This is a genomic window from Pseudomonas sp. NPDC087612 (assembly GCF_044743505.1).
Classification (GTDB): Bacteria; Pseudomonadota; Gammaproteobacteria; order Pseudomonadales; family Pseudomonadaceae; genus Aquipseudomonas.
In genome coordinates this window covers 305,416-320,673 of sequence record NZ_JBIUWO010000006.1, presented here as the reverse complement: position 1 = coordinate 320,673, position 15,258 = coordinate 305,416, and the positions used below count along the sequence as shown (strand labels likewise).

9 protein-coding genes are annotated in these 15,258 nt (G+C 63.1%); 2 read left to right on the top strand and 7 right to left on the bottom strand.

Going from position 1 to position 15,258, the window contains the following annotated elements; translation table 11 throughout:
* Positions 1 to 63 precede the first annotated feature (63 nt).
* Together ACIOVF_RS14855 and ACIOVF_RS14850 are read right to left on the bottom strand one after the other, a co-directional pair.
* Positions 64 to 564, bottom strand: a complete 501-nt coding sequence (locus ACIOVF_RS14855; protein WP_045198789.1) for a GNAT family N-acetyltransferase — start codon at positions 562 to 564, stop codon at positions 64 to 66.
* A 77-nt stretch (positions 565 to 641) separates the two neighbouring features.
* A complete protein-coding gene (locus ACIOVF_RS14850; RefSeq protein ID WP_045198787.1) occupies positions 642 to 1,715 on the bottom strand; it encodes an NAD(P)-dependent alcohol dehydrogenase in 1,074 nt (357 codons plus the stop codon).
* A 165-nt stretch (positions 1,716 to 1,880) separates the two neighbouring features.
* On the opposite strand from ACIOVF_RS14850, the gene ACIOVF_RS14845 reads away from it, so the two are divergent.
* A complete protein-coding gene (locus ACIOVF_RS14845; protein WP_045198785.1) occupies positions 1,881 to 2,558 on the top strand; it encodes a DUF3313 domain-containing protein in 678 nt (225 codons plus the stop codon).
* Positions 2,559 to 2,618: 60 nt separating this feature from the next.
* On the opposite strand, the gene ACIOVF_RS14840 is transcribed toward ACIOVF_RS14845, so the two are convergent.
* The 3 genes from ACIOVF_RS14840 to ACIOVF_RS14830 form a co-directional block, all read right to left on the bottom strand.
* On the bottom strand, positions 2,619 to 3,986 hold the full coding sequence (locus ACIOVF_RS14840; RefSeq protein WP_401290395.1) for a hypothetical protein: 1,368 nt from the start codon (positions 3,984 to 3,986) through the stop codon (positions 2,619 to 2,621).
* A gap of 60 nt (positions 3,987 to 4,046) precedes the next feature.
* Positions 4,047 to 5,345: a serine/threonine transporter gene (locus tag ACIOVF_RS14835; protein ID WP_401290392.1), complete on the bottom strand. Its 1,299-nt coding sequence runs from the start codon at positions 5,343 to 5,345 to the stop codon at positions 4,047 to 4,049.
* A gap of 165 nt (positions 5,346 to 5,510) precedes the next feature.
* On the bottom strand, positions 5,511 to 6,887 hold the full coding sequence (locus ACIOVF_RS14830) for an L-serine ammonia-lyase (protein ID WP_401290390.1): 1,377 nt from the start codon (positions 6,885 to 6,887) through the stop codon (positions 5,511 to 5,513).
* Positions 6,888 to 7,033: 146 nt separating this feature from the next.
* On the opposite strand from ACIOVF_RS14830, the gene ACIOVF_RS14825 reads away from it, so the two are divergent.
* On the top strand, positions 7,034 to 7,993 hold the full coding sequence (locus tag ACIOVF_RS14825) for a LysR substrate-binding domain-containing protein (RefSeq protein ID WP_045198779.1): 960 nt from the start codon (positions 7,034 to 7,036) through the stop codon (positions 7,991 to 7,993).
* Between the two features lie 33 nt (positions 7,994 to 8,026).
* Here the strand turns inward: ACIOVF_RS14825 and ACIOVF_RS14820 are convergent, their stop codons facing one another.
* Together ACIOVF_RS14820 and ACIOVF_RS14815 are read right to left on the bottom strand one after the other, a co-directional pair.
* On the bottom strand, positions 8,027 to 13,117 hold the full coding sequence (locus ACIOVF_RS14820; RefSeq protein ID WP_401290388.1) for a dermonecrotic toxin domain-containing protein: 5,091 nt from the start codon (positions 13,115 to 13,117) through the stop codon (positions 8,027 to 8,029).
* 85 nt (positions 13,118 to 13,202) lie between these two features.
* The gene (locus ACIOVF_RS14815; RefSeq protein WP_401290385.1) at positions 13,203 to 14,912 is read right to left on the bottom strand and encodes a sulfatase-like hydrolase/transferase; all 1,710 of its coding nucleotides are present in this window, start codon (positions 14,910 to 14,912) and stop codon (positions 13,203 to 13,205) included.
* Between the last annotated feature and the right edge of the window lie 346 nt (positions 14,913 to 15,258).

Genomic DNA, 15,258 nt, shown 5'->3' with positions numbered 1-15,258 from the left:
GAGCTGGCCTTGCCAGCGATCGAGTGCGAAGCGCTCGTAAACCCAGGCAACGCCGACTTTAAATCAACACCTCAACTCATACCGCAACCGCGCATTCGCCCCAGCCGCCGACGCCACCCGCCTGAACCCCAGCCCCTCCACCAGGCGCTGGCACGCAACATTGGCCGGCGACGTGGTCAGCCACAACAGCGAACCTTCGAGCATTGGCAACAGCGTTTCCAGCGCCTCGGTCATCAAGCCCTGCCGGGCATGGGCCTCGGCGATCCAGTAACCCAGGCCGACCTTGCCCTGGGCATCCGGGCGCACACCGAGGCAACCGATCAGCTCACCACTGGCGAGGAACAGGTAGTAGCGTTTTTCACCCTGGGGCGCTGCCCAGTTCTGCCGGGCCTGGAGCAGGCTTTGGCGCGCCTGCTCCAGGGTCCAGTCGTCACGGGCCCAGGGCAGAAACTCACGGTGAAAATCGAAGTTGGCGTTGAGCACCGCCTGCAGTTGCGCAGCGAAGGTCAGTTCCGGGGCGTGGAGTTTCAGCTGTTTGCTGCGCAAGCGGCGGGGCAGGTCCATTGCGGGGTCCAGGGGTGGTAAGGATTGACCAGTATTGCATAGTCAAAATCATTGCGAGCGCTTTGCGCTCGACACACTCAAGGGGTAATCGCCACCTTCATCACCCCATCCCGCTGATGGGCAAACAACTCATACGCCGCCTCAATGTCATCGAGCTTGAAGTGATGGGTCACCAGCGGCTTGAGGTCCACCTGGCCGCTGCCTACCACTTCCATCAGCCGGCGCATGCGCTCCTTGCCGCCGGGGCACAGGGTGCTGACGATGCGGTAGTCGCCAAGCCCTGCGGCAAAGGCGTCCAGCGGCAAGCGCAAGTCGCTTGAGTACACGCCCAGGCTCGACAAGGTGCCGCCGGGGCGCAGCACCCGCAACGCTGATTCGAAGGTCGATTGCGTGCCCAGCGCCTCGATGGCGACGTCAACCCCACGGCCATCGGTGAGCTGCATGATCTGCTGGACCACATCGCCCTGGTTGAAATCCACCACATGGGTTGCACCGAGCTTGTGCGCCACTTCAATCCGCGCCGCGACGGTATCGACGCCAATGATCGTGGTCGCGCCCTTGAGCCGCGCGCCGGCGACGGCACACAGGCCAATCGGGCCGAGGGCAAAGACCACGACCGTGTCGCCTATCTGCACCTCGCCACGCTCGGCGCCAGAAAACCCGGTAGACATGATGTCCGGGCACATCAGCACCTGCTCGTCGCTCAGGTGATCGGGAATGGCGCAGAGGTTGGCGGTGGCATCGGGCACCAGCAGGTACTCGGCCTGGCTGCCGTCGATGCTGTTGCCGAATTTCCAGCCGCCCGCCGCACGAAAGCCGTGGCGGGTATCCGGGCCGTCCTGGGCGCCGCAACCGCACAGGCAGGCAAAGCTGTGGCCGCTTGGGGTGATGGCGCCGGCGATCACCCGCTGGCCTTCGACAAAACCCTGTACCTGGGAGCCGAGCTTTTCGATCACCCCCACCGGCTCGTGGCCGATGGTCAAGCCCTTGGCCACCGGGTACTCACCGCGCAGAATGTGCACGTCGGTGCCGCACAAGGTTGTGGTGGTGATGCGGATCAGCGCATCCAGCGGGCCTACTTCGGGGATCGGCTTTTCGTCCAGCACGATGCGGTTCTTTTCAACGAAAATCGCAGCTTTCATCTTGGCCATGGCGGTGTCCTCGACGGGGCGGTAGTGATTGTCCACCCTGCGCCCGACAGGCCAGGGTGCGCTTGACCGGGGTCAATGAACTGGCGGCCAGGCCAAGAGCTGCTAGCGTTGTTCAGGCGATCAATTCCCCGTCCCGTGCGGTCATTGCCAAGGATACGAACGTCGATGAAACCCACCTTGCGCTCCACCCTGCTCTGCTCTGCCCTTATCGTCCTTGCCGGTTGCTCCAGCAGCCAGGTCGACCCCAGCCAGTACTCCGGGTTTCTCAAGGACTATAGCCGCCTCAAGCCCGCCGAAAGCAGCTCCGGCCAGCCGGTGATGCGCTGGATCGACCCACAAGTGAAGGCCGCGCGCTTTACCCAGGTGTTTATCGAGCCCAGCCAGTTCTACCCCAAGCCCCAGCCTACCGCGGCGATTTCGCCGCAAATCCTCAGCCAGATCACCCAGTACTACAACACCGCGCTCAAGCGTGAACTGGGCGCCGAATTGCCCTTGGCCCAGGGCCCGGGCCCCGGCGTGCTGGTGGTGCGCCCGGCGATCACCGCGGTATCGACCAAGACCGAAGGCCTGAAACCCTACGAAGTGATCCCCATCGCCCTGGTGGCCGCTGCGGTCAATACCGCCGCCGGCGGCCGCGACCAGGAAGTCGACATCGCCACCGAGGCGGCCTTCCTCGACGGCGGCAATAACAAGGTGATTGCCCAGGTGGTGCGCAAAGGCACCGGCGAGGCCCTGGAAAACGACACCTCAAAGCTGGCCCTGGAGAACGTCAAGCCGGTGCTGGACGGTTGGGCCAGTGACCTGCGCAAAAGCTTCGCCAAGCTCAAGAGCGAGTCGCGCTAGCCGCTGACCACGCGCCGAGATCACAGGCTGATCTCGGCGCGCGATCGCCTGGTTGAGAATTCACAACAGCGAGGGTTCCGGGAGCAGATTGCGCTTATGCAAAAAGCTGCAAAACTCCTCACTTTGCAGCTCATGCTGATACTGCTGTTCGATGTCCTGCAACAGCGCATTGGCCTGCTGCAGCAGCGCCGATGAGTCATGAAGGCGGTGCAGATGACGGCCCAGGCATTGCTCGATGGCGTCGAGGATGGGCCGAGGGTCGATACGCTCGAGCTTCTGATCCAGCGACATCAGCTCGCTGTTGCAGAGGTTGCGCTCGATGCGCTCGTGGTCGAGGTTGCCGTCCTCGTCCGTGGCCCCATACATATAGGAATGCTCGTACTCCGGGTTCGACATGATGGATTGGATAATCGCAAACTCCTGGTGCTCGACAAACTCCTGCAGATGAGTGAACAGGTGACGGGCGGTCAGTTGCTGAAGGTCTTGCCCGAATTCCTCGAGTGCTTGCGCATCGAACTTCAACGCCTCGAGGGCTTCGGCCTCCTCCAGCAACTCCAGCACCTTCGGCTTGTGCAAAGAAAGCTGGTCATTGAGCGAGTGGACCAGGCTCCAAAGCCTGAACAGCAGCGCTTCATCCTTCACATCGGCAAAGTCGTCGGTGCCATACAACTCATCGAACAGTTCCTCGACCAGGGTATGCGGCGCACTGGCCTGGCCTATTTTCGATAGCAGCCGGTACAGCGCAACGCGATCGCGGCATTCAGGCGCCAGGCAAATGTAGCCGCTCAGGCCTTTCAATGCCGCGCGCAGTTGCAGGGCCTGGGCGACATGGCTGGCGGCGGTGTCGATCTTCACCCCCTCGATCAGCGCATCGGCATAGGCCTGGGCAGCGCTGCGCCGATAGATGCGCTGACAGAGCATGCGATCATCCAGCACGCGGTCAAACAAGGCATTGGCGCAGGCATTGCCAGGATCTTCGATGCGCACCAGGGCTTCATGAAAGCGATTGAAGTAGAGCTTGTCTTCGATCCCGTTGAAGTAGGGTTCGGCAGCACCCGAAAGGTTCTGCGAACCAAGAAAGCTCACCCCGCGATAGCTGAGCAGCTTGATGTGGCAAGCGCCATGCACAAACAGCTCGATGCCCGATTGCGGATCGAAATGCCTGAACAGCTTGCGGATCTGGCCGGCAAGCGCCTCGGAACCGATACTGTCAATGTTCGACAGGCCGATCATCACCCGGCAGGAGCCTTTGGCGCGTCGCAGGAAGGTGTTGTGCAGGTACTTGACCATCGACGCCAGATTGCCTGCCACGCCGTAGGTGATGATCCGCAGATCGTGCAACTCTTTTTCGGCCAGCGCCTGGGCAAAGGCGTGTTCACCATAGTGACGGTGCAGCACCGTGGCGCTGAGCTTGGCGATGGTTTTCATGCAGGTCCCTTGCGACTGAATGCTGGCTATAGGCTATAGCCAGCATATCAGAGGGGAACGTCAGGCAAAAAACGAAAACAGAATCGCCGACAGGGTAATCAGGCCAATCAGCACCACAAACACGTTCGAGGCCTTGCCCGAGTATTTGCGCAGCGCCGGCACCTTGTGGATGGCGTACATCGGCATCAGGAACAGCAGGCAGGCGATGATCGGCCCGCCGAGGTTCTCGATCATGCCGAGGATGCTCGGGTTGAGGGTCGCCACGGCCCAGCAGGTGATGACTATGAACAACGCGGTCATCTGTTCCAGGCGCTTGCTTGAGACCTGTTTGCCACGGCTGCGCAGGCTTTTCACGATCATGCCCTGGAAGCCTTCGCTGGCACCGATGTAGTGGCCGAGGAACGACTTGGTGATTGCCACCAGGGCGATCAGCGGCGCGACAAAGGCGATCACCGGGGTCTGGAAGTGGTTGGCCAGGTACGACAGGATCGAGATGTTTTGCTGTTTGGCAGCGGCCAGGTCCGCCGGGCTCAGGGCCAGCACGCAACTGAAGCAGAAGAACATCACCGTCAGCACCATCATCACATGGGCGCTGGCGAGGATCTTGCCGCTCCTGGCGTCGGCCTGCTCGCCGTAGCGGTGCTTCTGGTCAACGGCAAAGGCGGAGATGATCGGCGAGTGGTTGAACGAGAACACCATCACCGGGATGGCCAGCCACAGGGTCTTGAAGAACAGCTCCAGGGGCATGCCCTCGCTGGCCTGGGCGAAGAAGGCGCCGTTCCAGTTGGGGATCAGGCTCACCGCCAGCAGCAACAGCGCGGCCACGAACGGGTAGACCAGCAGGCTCATGACCTTGACGATAATGCCCTGGCCGCTGCGCACCACGATCATCAGCCCGCAAATCAGCAGCAAGGCCAGCAGCGCCCGCGGCGGCGGGGTCATGTGCAGCTGGTGCTCCATGAAATTGCCCAGGGTGTTGGTCAGGGCGACGCTGTACACCAGCAGGATCGGGAAGATGGCAAAGAAGTACAGCAAGGTGATGAGCTTGCCGGCGCCGACGCCGAAGTGCTCTTCGACCACTTCGGTGATGTCTTCGCTGGCGCCGCGCTTGCCGGAAAGCACGAAGCGGGTCAGGCCGCGGTGGGCGTAGAAGGTCATCGGGAAGGCCAGTACCGCCAGTACCAGCAGCGGCCAGAAGCCCCCTACCCCGGCGTTGATCGGCAGGAACAGGGTGCCGGCGCCGATGGCGGTGCCGTACAGGCCCAGGACCCAGGTGGTGTCGTGACGGCTCCAGGCACGGCTTTGCGCAGGCGCGGCCGAGTCCACACGAACGGTCGTGGTGCTATTTACATCAGTCATCGATATTGCCTTGTAGTTGTTTTTGTTGCTTATGAACGAACTGCTTTGTTGCTGGGTAAAACCTGGGGCTGCTGTGCAGCCCATCGCCGGCAAGACCGGCTCCCACAGGAATGGTGCAATCCCTGTGGGAGCTGGCTTGCCAGCGAAGCCTTGCTTTTTAAACGATCAACACTCGACGAAGGCGACCGCCAGGCCGCCGCGTGACGTCTCCTTGTAGTTGGCATGCATGTCGGCGCCGGTGTCGCGCATGGTGCGGATCACCCGGTCGAGGGAGATGAAGTGCTCGCCATCGCCACGCAAGGCCATCTGCACGGCGTTGATGGCCTTGACTGCAGCAATCGCGTTGCGCTCGATGCACGGCACCTGGACCAGGCCGCCGACCGGGTCGCAGGTCAGCCCGAGGTTGTGCTCAAGGGCGATTTCGGCGGCGTTTTCCACTTGCATGGGCGTTGCCCCCAGCACGTCGGCAAGGCCGGCCGCGGCCATGGCGCAGGCCGAACCGACCTCGCCCTGGCAGCCGACTTCGGCGCCGGAGATCGAGGCGTTCTTTTTGCACAGGATGCCCACCGCAGCGGCGCTGAGGAGGAAGTCGACGACGTCGTTGTCGCAGGCCTCGGGGTTGAATTTCATGTAGTAGTGCAGCACCGCCGGGATGATGCCGGCGGCGCCATTGGTCGGTGCGGTGACCATGCGCCCGCCGGCGGCGTTTTCTTCGTTGACCGCCAGGGCGAACAGGTTGACCCACTCCATGGCGCTCAGGGTCGAACCGATGACGTTGGGCTTGCCCAGCTCCTGCAGGCTGCGGTGCAGCTTGGCGGCGCGGCGCTTGACCTTGAGCCCGCCCGGCAAGATGCCCTCGTTGCGCAGGCCGTTGTCGACGCACTCGCGCATCGCCGCCCAGAGTTTCAGCAGGCCGCTGCGCACCTGGGCTTCCTCGCGCCAGGCCAGCTCGTTGGCCATCATCACCTGGCTGACCCGCAGCTTGTGCTGCTTGCACAGCGCCAGCAACTGGGCGGCGCTGTCGAAGTCATAGGGCAGTTGCACCTGCTCGGCGCTGGTGCCGGCCGTGCCCACTTGCGCGGCCTCGACGATAAAACCGCCACCGACCGAATAGTAGGTTTGCTGCAGCAACGAACCCGATGCGCTGCTGGCTTCCAGGGTCATGGCGTTGGGGTGATACGGCAGGCTTTCATCGAGCAGCAGCAAGTCGCTGGCGCAGTCGAATGCAATCGCCTGCGTGCCGTCGAGCATCAGTACCTGGCTCTGCTGCAGTTGCGCGATCAGCGGCTCGATGCTTTGCGGGTCGATCTGGTCCGGCCATTCGCCCATCAGCCCGAGCAGGCAGGCGCGGTCGGTGGCGTGGCCGACGCCGGTGGCCGACAACGAGCCGTACAGGCGCACCTCGACCCGGCTGACCTGCTCCAGCAGGCCTTGCTCACGCAGGGCCTGGGCAAAGGTTGCCGCCGCACGCATGGGGCCTACGGTGTGGGAGCTGGAGGGGCCGATGCCAATCTTGAAAAGGTCGAAAACACTGATAGCCATGCTAATGCCTGACCGAGGCAACAATCCATGTCACGCAACGGCACTGTTAAAAAATTGATGGGTGTCGCGAAGTTGCGCGATACTGCCCGGTCACTTGCGTGTTGACCAACGAAACTTTCTAAGCAAGCCTTTAGCAGAGCTAAACGATGAAGCGACAAATGAATGGCCAGATGTATGTCTGGCTGCATGTGTTTGCCTGTGCGGCGCGGCACCTGTCGTTCACCCGCTGCGCCGAAGAACTGCACATCACCCCCGGCGCGGTCAGCCAGCAGATCCGCCAACTGGAAGAGCGCCTGGGCTTTCGCCTGTTCCTGCGCCGCGCCCGCGGTGTGGAGCTGACCGCCGAAGGCCAGCGCCTGGCGCAGACCGTCGGCGAAGCCTATGGCAGCATCGATGCCGAGTTGCGCCGCCTGGACGCTGGCGAAATCCGCGGCACCCTGCGCCTGCGCTCGATCCCGTCGTTTCTGGCCAAGTGGCTGACCCCGCGCCTGCCGCGCCTGCAGCAACGCTACCCGGACATCCAGCTGCGCCTGGTGGCCGAAGACAGCAGCCAGGCCTTGCACGAAGGCGACTTCGACCTGGCCATCGACCTCAACGACGGCAGCTACCCGGGCATGCATTCCACACCGCTACTCGACGAACAGATCTTCCCGGTCTGCGCCCCTTCCCTGCTGCGCGGCCGCCCGCCGCTGCACGGCCCGGCGGACCTGGCGCACTACCCGCTGCTGCACGACATCACCGCCTGGCGCGGCAGTTCGGAATACGCCGAATGGGAGTTTTACCTCGAGGGGATTGGCGCCAGTGGCCTGGACGTGCGCCGTGGGCACACCTTCAACCGCAACCACCTGACCATCGAGGCGGCGATTGCCGGCATCGGCGTGGCCATTGCCCGGCGAACCCTGCTCAATGACGAGCTGGAACGCGGCGCGCTGATCGTACCGTTCGGCCTGCCGATCGCCAACCACAAGCGTTATGTGTTGCTGTACCCGCCCGGTGGCCTGGCGCACCCGGGGGCGCGGGCGGTGCATGACTGGCTGGTGGAAGAAGCCGAAAGCTTTCGCGCGTTGCATGCCCAGGACGCCGGTGCGCTTGCCTTGCGCCGATAGTGCAGCGACGCAAGGCAAGGCCGTTCAGGCCGCTTAGCTTTCGCTGCTGCGGGTCAGTTCGAGGATGAGGCCGTGCTCGGCCGCAGCGCTGAGCTCTTTCAACTGGCGTTGAGCCGTGAGGTAACGCCCCTCCGACAGTGGCAAACGTTGCAAATGCCCTTGGCCGTCAACGCCAGCGTCCGGCAGGATCTGTTGCACGGCGCTGCGCACCTCTGGGGCCAGCGGCCCTTCAAAATCGTGCCAGTCGTTCAGGCAGTGCAACAGGTACTGTTCTGCGGCTTGCCATTTTTGCTCGAGCGTCTTGAAGCGTTGCCCGTGAAGTTCGCGCAAATAGAGTTTCCAGCCTGGTTGCAACGCCATCCACTCCTGCCGTGCTGGCACTTGTGCGCTCAACCGCTGAACCTCATGCTCGACGTTCTTCACCACACGCCGATCAACGCCCGCCCGGTGCGCGAAAAGCATGCCGCTGGACGGTTCGGGGAAGTCGAGCTTGGCGGCCAACTCCTGGCGCAACTTCAGACGGATCTCGACCGGATCGGACTCATGATCCAGATCCTGATCAGTGAGGTTGTCCAGCGGGTCGAAGGCGGGAAGCGGCTGGGTGCCGGCGCGAATGCCGTTACGACGCAGGTCACGGGCCAGGCCGATACGCTGGGCCAGGGAATTGACCAGGTCGCGGCGGTAGAGCTGCTTGTACAACCCCACCACTGCCCTCGTGCGCTGCAGCGGGTCAAGCGCCTCCTGGCTCTGGCGATAGACCAGGAGTTCGACTTCCAGGGCACTGAAGCCGTCGGCCCCTGCGTCGCCACAGGTTGGCGGAAAATCTACAGCAATCGCATTCAAATCACTGAACAGCCGATCAGCGTCTTTCGCGGCGCGCAGTAACCGCCATACCCTGGCGGATATGTTAGCGAAATCGAAGCGCGCTTCGCTGGACTCCAGCGCCCGGTCAAGTACCAGCAACAGGGAACGGTCGGCGACATCGTCAGTGAACAGGTCGTCCCACAACTGCTGTTGATCAGCACTCGCCTCACGCAGCCAGCCTGTGGCCAGGCCACTGGCATTACGACTGAAAGGCACGCCCAGGTCGCGCCGCAAGTGATTTGCCGCGGCGGGACTAAGTGGGTTCTGGTTCAACCAGATCCAGCGGCTTTGCTGGCCGTCAGCGCGCAGGTCAGCACCAAAGGCTGTAGTCGCCAGGTCCGGAAGCTCGGTCAGTTCGTTGCTCCCCAGGTCCACCGTGCGCAACCGGTAACCCGGCGGCTGCATCAATTGCAATAGCCCTTCAGGCCAGCCTTCGAGCTGACAGCCCCGCAGACTCAAATGTTCCAGAACCCTCAGGGTAGCCAGCTGTGGCGCTCGACCCAGGGGGTTGTTAGCCAAGGTGAGAGTACGCAACTGTACCAGGCCGGCAAAGGTTGCGGCCCCTGCCTCGTCCAGCTGGATGTTGTTGTTGGCAAGGTCCAGCTGCTGCAACGGAATCTCCGCCAGCGCTTGCAGTTGCTCGGTATCGAGGGTCGCAGCATTGGCACGCAAGCTCAGGGTGGTCAAGCTATCGAGCTTGCCGAGCGCATTGATGGCTTCAACCGGCAGCGTGGCCATCTGGTTGCCTTTGAGGCTGAGCCCACGCAAGGCCCGCAGGGCTTGCAGCGGGTCGAACATCCGGGCATTGGCGCTGATCTGGTTGTACTCAAGGCTGAGCAAACGCAGCTTGGTCCTGGTGCCGAGCGCAGCGGGAATTTCAGTCAGCTGGTTATGGTCCAGGTTCAGCTCCCTGAGCTGCGAAAACGCCGATAGAAAAGGCTCTGGCACTGCCGTCAGTTCCATCCGGTTCAGGAACAGACGAGTGATATGGCCCAGGCGCGCATTGATAGCCGGCAAGCCGCCCGGTGCCCAGGACGAGAGGTCCAGTACGTGTTTGTGATCGCCACCCACACGGCGCCAGGCAGCCTTGAGCCGGTCACGCAGCATCTCTCGATCGACCCGCGCGCGGGTGCTGGGACGTTGCGCCACCCAGTTGTCGAGGCTTTGGCCGAACTGTCGATACTCGTCTTCCAGGCGCTGGATGGCGGCGCCGAGGTCGTCGTTCTCGATTCTCAGACGGTTCTTGATTTCGCTGATTTCGTTGGCGCGCAATTCAGGATACAAGGCGCTCAAACGACGATACTCGCTGGAGCGCAACGTCCCCACTGCGCCACCCAGCGGGTAACCGCTGCGCCCGTCGGCCAGACGCAGCGGTGACTGCAGCCAGGGCCGCGAGGGTTGCTGGCCGATCAGGGTCGAACAGCGGGCGCGATTGCCCAGGGCTTGCTGGGTCAGACGCTGGCGCAGTTGCGCGGGCTCGTAGATCTCTACCCCAAGCGACTGGCGCAGGCTGTCGGGCAGTGCGCGTAACAGCGCAGCAAAAAAGTCGTCGCTCAGCCCCAGTTCATTACCGCGGGCATCGAAAACGCGATAGCCACCCTCGTACTTGAGTATCGAGCGCAGCGCTGCCTCGCTGTCACCGACGCTGGCCAGCACCGCGCTGGCCAGCGTCTGTTGGTGTAGCTCAAGGCGAATATCGCTGTTCCAGCCCGGCAAATCGGCGAGCAGTTGCAGCGCCAGGCGCTCGCTGTCCAGGGCCATTCGTGCAGGGAACACCAACCCTTCAAGGGCACGATTGAGGCGCAGCTGGCGTTGATAGGCCCGGGCCTCTTCGGCTAGACGCCTAGGCACGCGCGCTGGCTCGCCAAGCAGTTGCCCACGCTCCTGGGCAGTGGCGTGCCGCACAATTTCCTCGGCAAGCGAATCCGGCAGCGAGGCGAAGTCACGCTGCAAGGTCTTGGCGCCCAGGCCGGGGGCGCTTTCGATACTGGCGTACAGACTGTCGAACACCGCGCTGCGCTTGCGCTCTGCCAGATCGGCCAATTGCTCGCGCAAGGCCGGCAAGCGTGCCTGCTCGGGCAAATGCTCACCCAGCAGCTCGCTGCGTTGCGCCTCACTCAAGGCCTGCAACATCACCTGGGCGAGCTTGCCGCTGCGCACATCGGCGGCCAGCACCTTGAAGGCGTGACCCTGGGGCCAGCGCTCCAGGCCATAGGTCTGCGATTCACCCCACAGCTCCGGCCCCCTGAACACCTGCAGTACCCGGTTGGCCGGCCATTTGGGCAACTCGACCAGCAACGCCAGCGGATAGGTCATGCCCGCCTCCAGCGCCGCACCACTGCGGATATCGGCGACCATCCGGGTAATGCGCCGGTCCAGTTGCAGGCGCTGCAAGGTATCGGCCAGCAGCGGTGCAAGCGGCCCCTGCTCGACATGCATGTGGCGCAGCACGTCGTCGTCGACCCCGCTGATCTCGGCAGCCTGTGCCAGGCTGGCATCGTCCAGGCCCTCGGCCAGAACGCCGATGCGCCGCAGCAACTGGCCACGCTCCCAATGCAGCGGCTGTTCACCCTGGAACTGCCAGGCGCCGTTACCGTAGTGCTTGAGCGGCGGCTCGAAGGCGTCGTTGTTGTCCGGGTGGCTGATTCGCCATTGTTGAAGACCGGCATCATAGCGTTGCTGGTACAGCTTGCCATCCAGGCGGATGTACAACTGATCGTTCAGCGCGTACTGCCCCAGGGCATTGGGCGCCAGGCCCTCGGGTAGTTGCACCGGGCTTGCATAACCGCTCAGGTCGGGCTTCCACAAGCGCACTTGGCCATTGGCCAATTCGACACGCTCCAGACCATCGACAAACAGCGACGGTTCGGCGGCGCTGCCGGCTACCCCCAGCCCTGCGATCAACCCCAGGTTGACCACCAGCGACTCGACCTGCGCCAGGGCTTCGGCGGTTTCCCCGGCTTCCCAGGCCTCGACGCCATGGAACACGTTGCCCATCAGTTGCGCGCCGGTCACCGCCAGCATCAACGGATTGAGCGCCGGGACTACAAACGCCGCAGCGTTGAGCACATTCAGGCCGATATCCAGCCAATGCTGCAAACGCGCCAGGCGCGCGGCGCGGTCTTCATCGGCGGTCGGCACCGCCAGTACCCGGGCATTGGCCTTGAGCCTGCGCACCTGCAGGCGCTGCAAGCGGCTCCACAGCTCGCCGTCGAGCGCATGTTCCTCGACCTTCAGGCGCGGATTGCGGATCGGTTGGCGGATCTTTTCTTCGCCCTCAAAGCGTTCGACGTACAGCGCCTGATTCAAGGCGCGCACAAATGCCGGGCGCTCGGCCTGGGGCACACATTTGAGTATTGCCTGGCGGTAATCGTCAGTTTGCAGGCTGGTAGCCAGGTCGTGGGCAAAGGCGCTGGTCGAGGAATACTCCTTGATCGGGTACAGCGGCGCGCCGGCGATCCAGGCCACACAGCGTTCAGTGACAGTGCTCGCCGCCGGATCCGGGCCGATCAACAGCGCTCCGTCCAGCACGCTGCCCAGCACGCTGATCTGCCGACAGACCACGGCTTTGCCATCGAGCCGGGGCGCAGCGCCATTGGCCAGCAGCAACAACGCGGCCTGTACTGCGTCGGTGATTTCACCGTAGCTTCGCGCCCGCTGCACTTGCGCGACGAAGTCGGCCCGGGTCGCTGCCGTCATGCTGGCGGCCCTGACGGGGTCCTGCAGCACCTCGGCCAGGTGCTGCTGATACTGCCGACCCAGGTCGAGTTCGCGGCACAGGGCGACGAAACGCTCACAGCTCAGGCTCACGGTTTGACCTTGCGCGTCAGCCAGGTAGCTGAAAGGGCCCAGGTCTTCGTTGGCGCTGAAATTCTGCAGCGCCGCCTCAAGCAGGCTGCTGTGGGTCGCGCCCTTGGGCAAGGTACGCCCGCCAAGGGTTTCAAAACCGACCTGGTGCAGTTGCGCCTTGAGCACATCCACTTCCACCCCATGGGCCTCACGTAATGAACGGGCCAACAGTGGTGCACAGAACTGGCTGATGCCCTTGAGCGCGGCAAGCTGCACTGCCAGCGCCTGGCGTGCAGCCCTCGAAGCCTTGAGCGCAGCCTGTAGCTGCGGCTCTATCGCCGACGGCAGTTGCTGGCTCTGCAGCAGGGTTTGAAAGTCTTTGGCCGCCAGATGGCTGACCCAGGCAGGAATCGCCGCGCCGATCAAGGTGCGGTGGAAAATCAACGCAGGGTTTGGCTTTGCAGGTGTCATTGGAAAAGTTCCTGACAGTGAGGGGCTGTCAGGAGAGCAGCACCGCCGTTGACGGCGGAGCTAGATAAATAGTGCCTTCACCCGCTCAATCCGCCTGGCCCACCGGCATCTGCGCATTCGGCAAGGCCGCCCCCGGGGTCACCACTTCGCTCAGGTCAATATGCTTGAACACCGGCTTGGCCCCCAGCCGCGCATTGAAGCGGGTATTGAAGCTGAACGGGTCGTCGCTCGGCACCACCAGCGAGCGCCCGTACACCGCGGCGATGCCGGCCGGGTCGTAGCCGAGCAGCTGCAGCAAGGTGGGGAAGATGTTGTAGTGGCTGGAGCGGTCCTTGTTGGTTGCCAGTTGCGCCTGCCAGTCAAGGGTTTGCAGGCCCTGGCCCTGGATCACCACCAGCGGCACCAGGCCCTCCTCCTCCACCGGGTTGCTGTCGCAGTGGGTGTTGAGCCCCGGGTTGCCGCGCTCGTGCAGGTCCTGGCCGTGGTCGGAGGTGTAGATGAGCACCGCCTGGCTGAGGTCGGCCTTGGCGAACAGGCGGTTGAAGAACTCGCCGACGTTCCACAGCAGGCTGTTCATGTACGAATTGCGGTACAGCACCCAGTCTTCGGGCTGGCCATTGAATCCGTCGCGCCGGCCGGTGTCGGTGATGTCGGTGTACTGCCCGCGCGGCAAGGCCGGGCGGTAGGTCATGAAGTCGTCGGGGTATTTGTCGTGCACCGGGAAATGCACGCCGACCTTGTTGATCACGATCAGTTGCGCTTTGCCGTCGGCCAGCAGCTCGGTGAGCTTGGCCACAGCGGCCATGTCGCGATCACGCACCGGGGTGCTGTCGAACTGGATGAACTGGTCGATGTCGCGTTTTTCCGCCGCGTTCATCAGGTTCTGCAGGTTGCCGCCGGTGCGCTGGGCGTCGATGTACACGGTGCCCAGGCCGGCGGCCTTGGCGTACTGCCAGATCGACGGCAGGGTCGAGTTGATGCGCAGGTAGTCGTCGCGGGTGCCGCCATAACGCAGGGTGACGTTGGTGTCGGAGCTGCAGTTGGCGATCGAGGCGGCGTAGCCATAATTGAAAATGCCCACCCCGGGCCGGGCCTGGTTGAGCTGGCTGCGCACGCCATGGGCGGTGTTCAGGTCCAGGTAATTGCCCGAGACGCTTTCGTCGATGATCAGCACGATGTCGCGGGCCAGGGCCGGGCCGCTGCGTGCCAGGGTCACCGGCTCACGGGGGCCGACGCTGTCGTGCAGCGACTCGTAGAGCATCAGGTTGGCATAGGCCAGCGGCGTGTACATGATCGGCAGGCCGCGCGCGCCTTCACCGGCGCGCACGAACAGAATCGCCGTGAGCAAGGCAATGCCCAGCAGCGGCGCCGCCCACGGCAGCGCCCCGGGCCCGGGCACAGGGTGGCGTGGCTTGAGCCCCAGGCCCAGCAGCAACAGCAGTGAACTGCCCAGTACCCGGAGGATCACGCTGTGGTACTGCTCGATGGCCTCGCCGATAAAACCACCGGAATACACCATTGAGATAAAACCGCTGTAGGTCAGGTAGTCAGCGGTAATGCGCGTGTAGGCATCGAAGAACACCGCGCTGGCGCTGAACACCAGGGCAAAGCCCCACCGCAGCCAGGCCTGGCGGATGTTGGCGCACAGCAGCAAGGCCAGCACCAGCAGCACCAGGACGCCGAGGTACAACAGCAACGCCGGGCTCAGGCCGATGGCCTGCAAGCGCTCCAGGTAATAGGGGTAGTTGCTCAGCAGGTACAGCGCCAGCAGCAGTTCCTTGACGTATTTGAACATCTTCCCCTCGCCCAATTTTGACCTTGCAAGCACCCGGACATTGACACGTTAGCAGTCGCCACCCAAAGCGCAAACCGGAACAACGTCAGTTTTTTGACCTAACTTGGCGGCGCCAATTCTGACAGTTCAAAAACGCGAAAGCGTTGCATTCGTGAAACATCCACATCCATAAACGCCTTGTTTATCGCGGACTTCGACCGTTCATCGTTTTGCGATGCGGCAATTGGCCAGTGCTCACCAATGCTAACCCCCGGATTTAGAACGGCTTGATAGCAAAAAGCCCAAATCACAGCGAGTGTAAATCCGACGAAACATGCCATTTGATTGACACGACTTCCCACGGGTG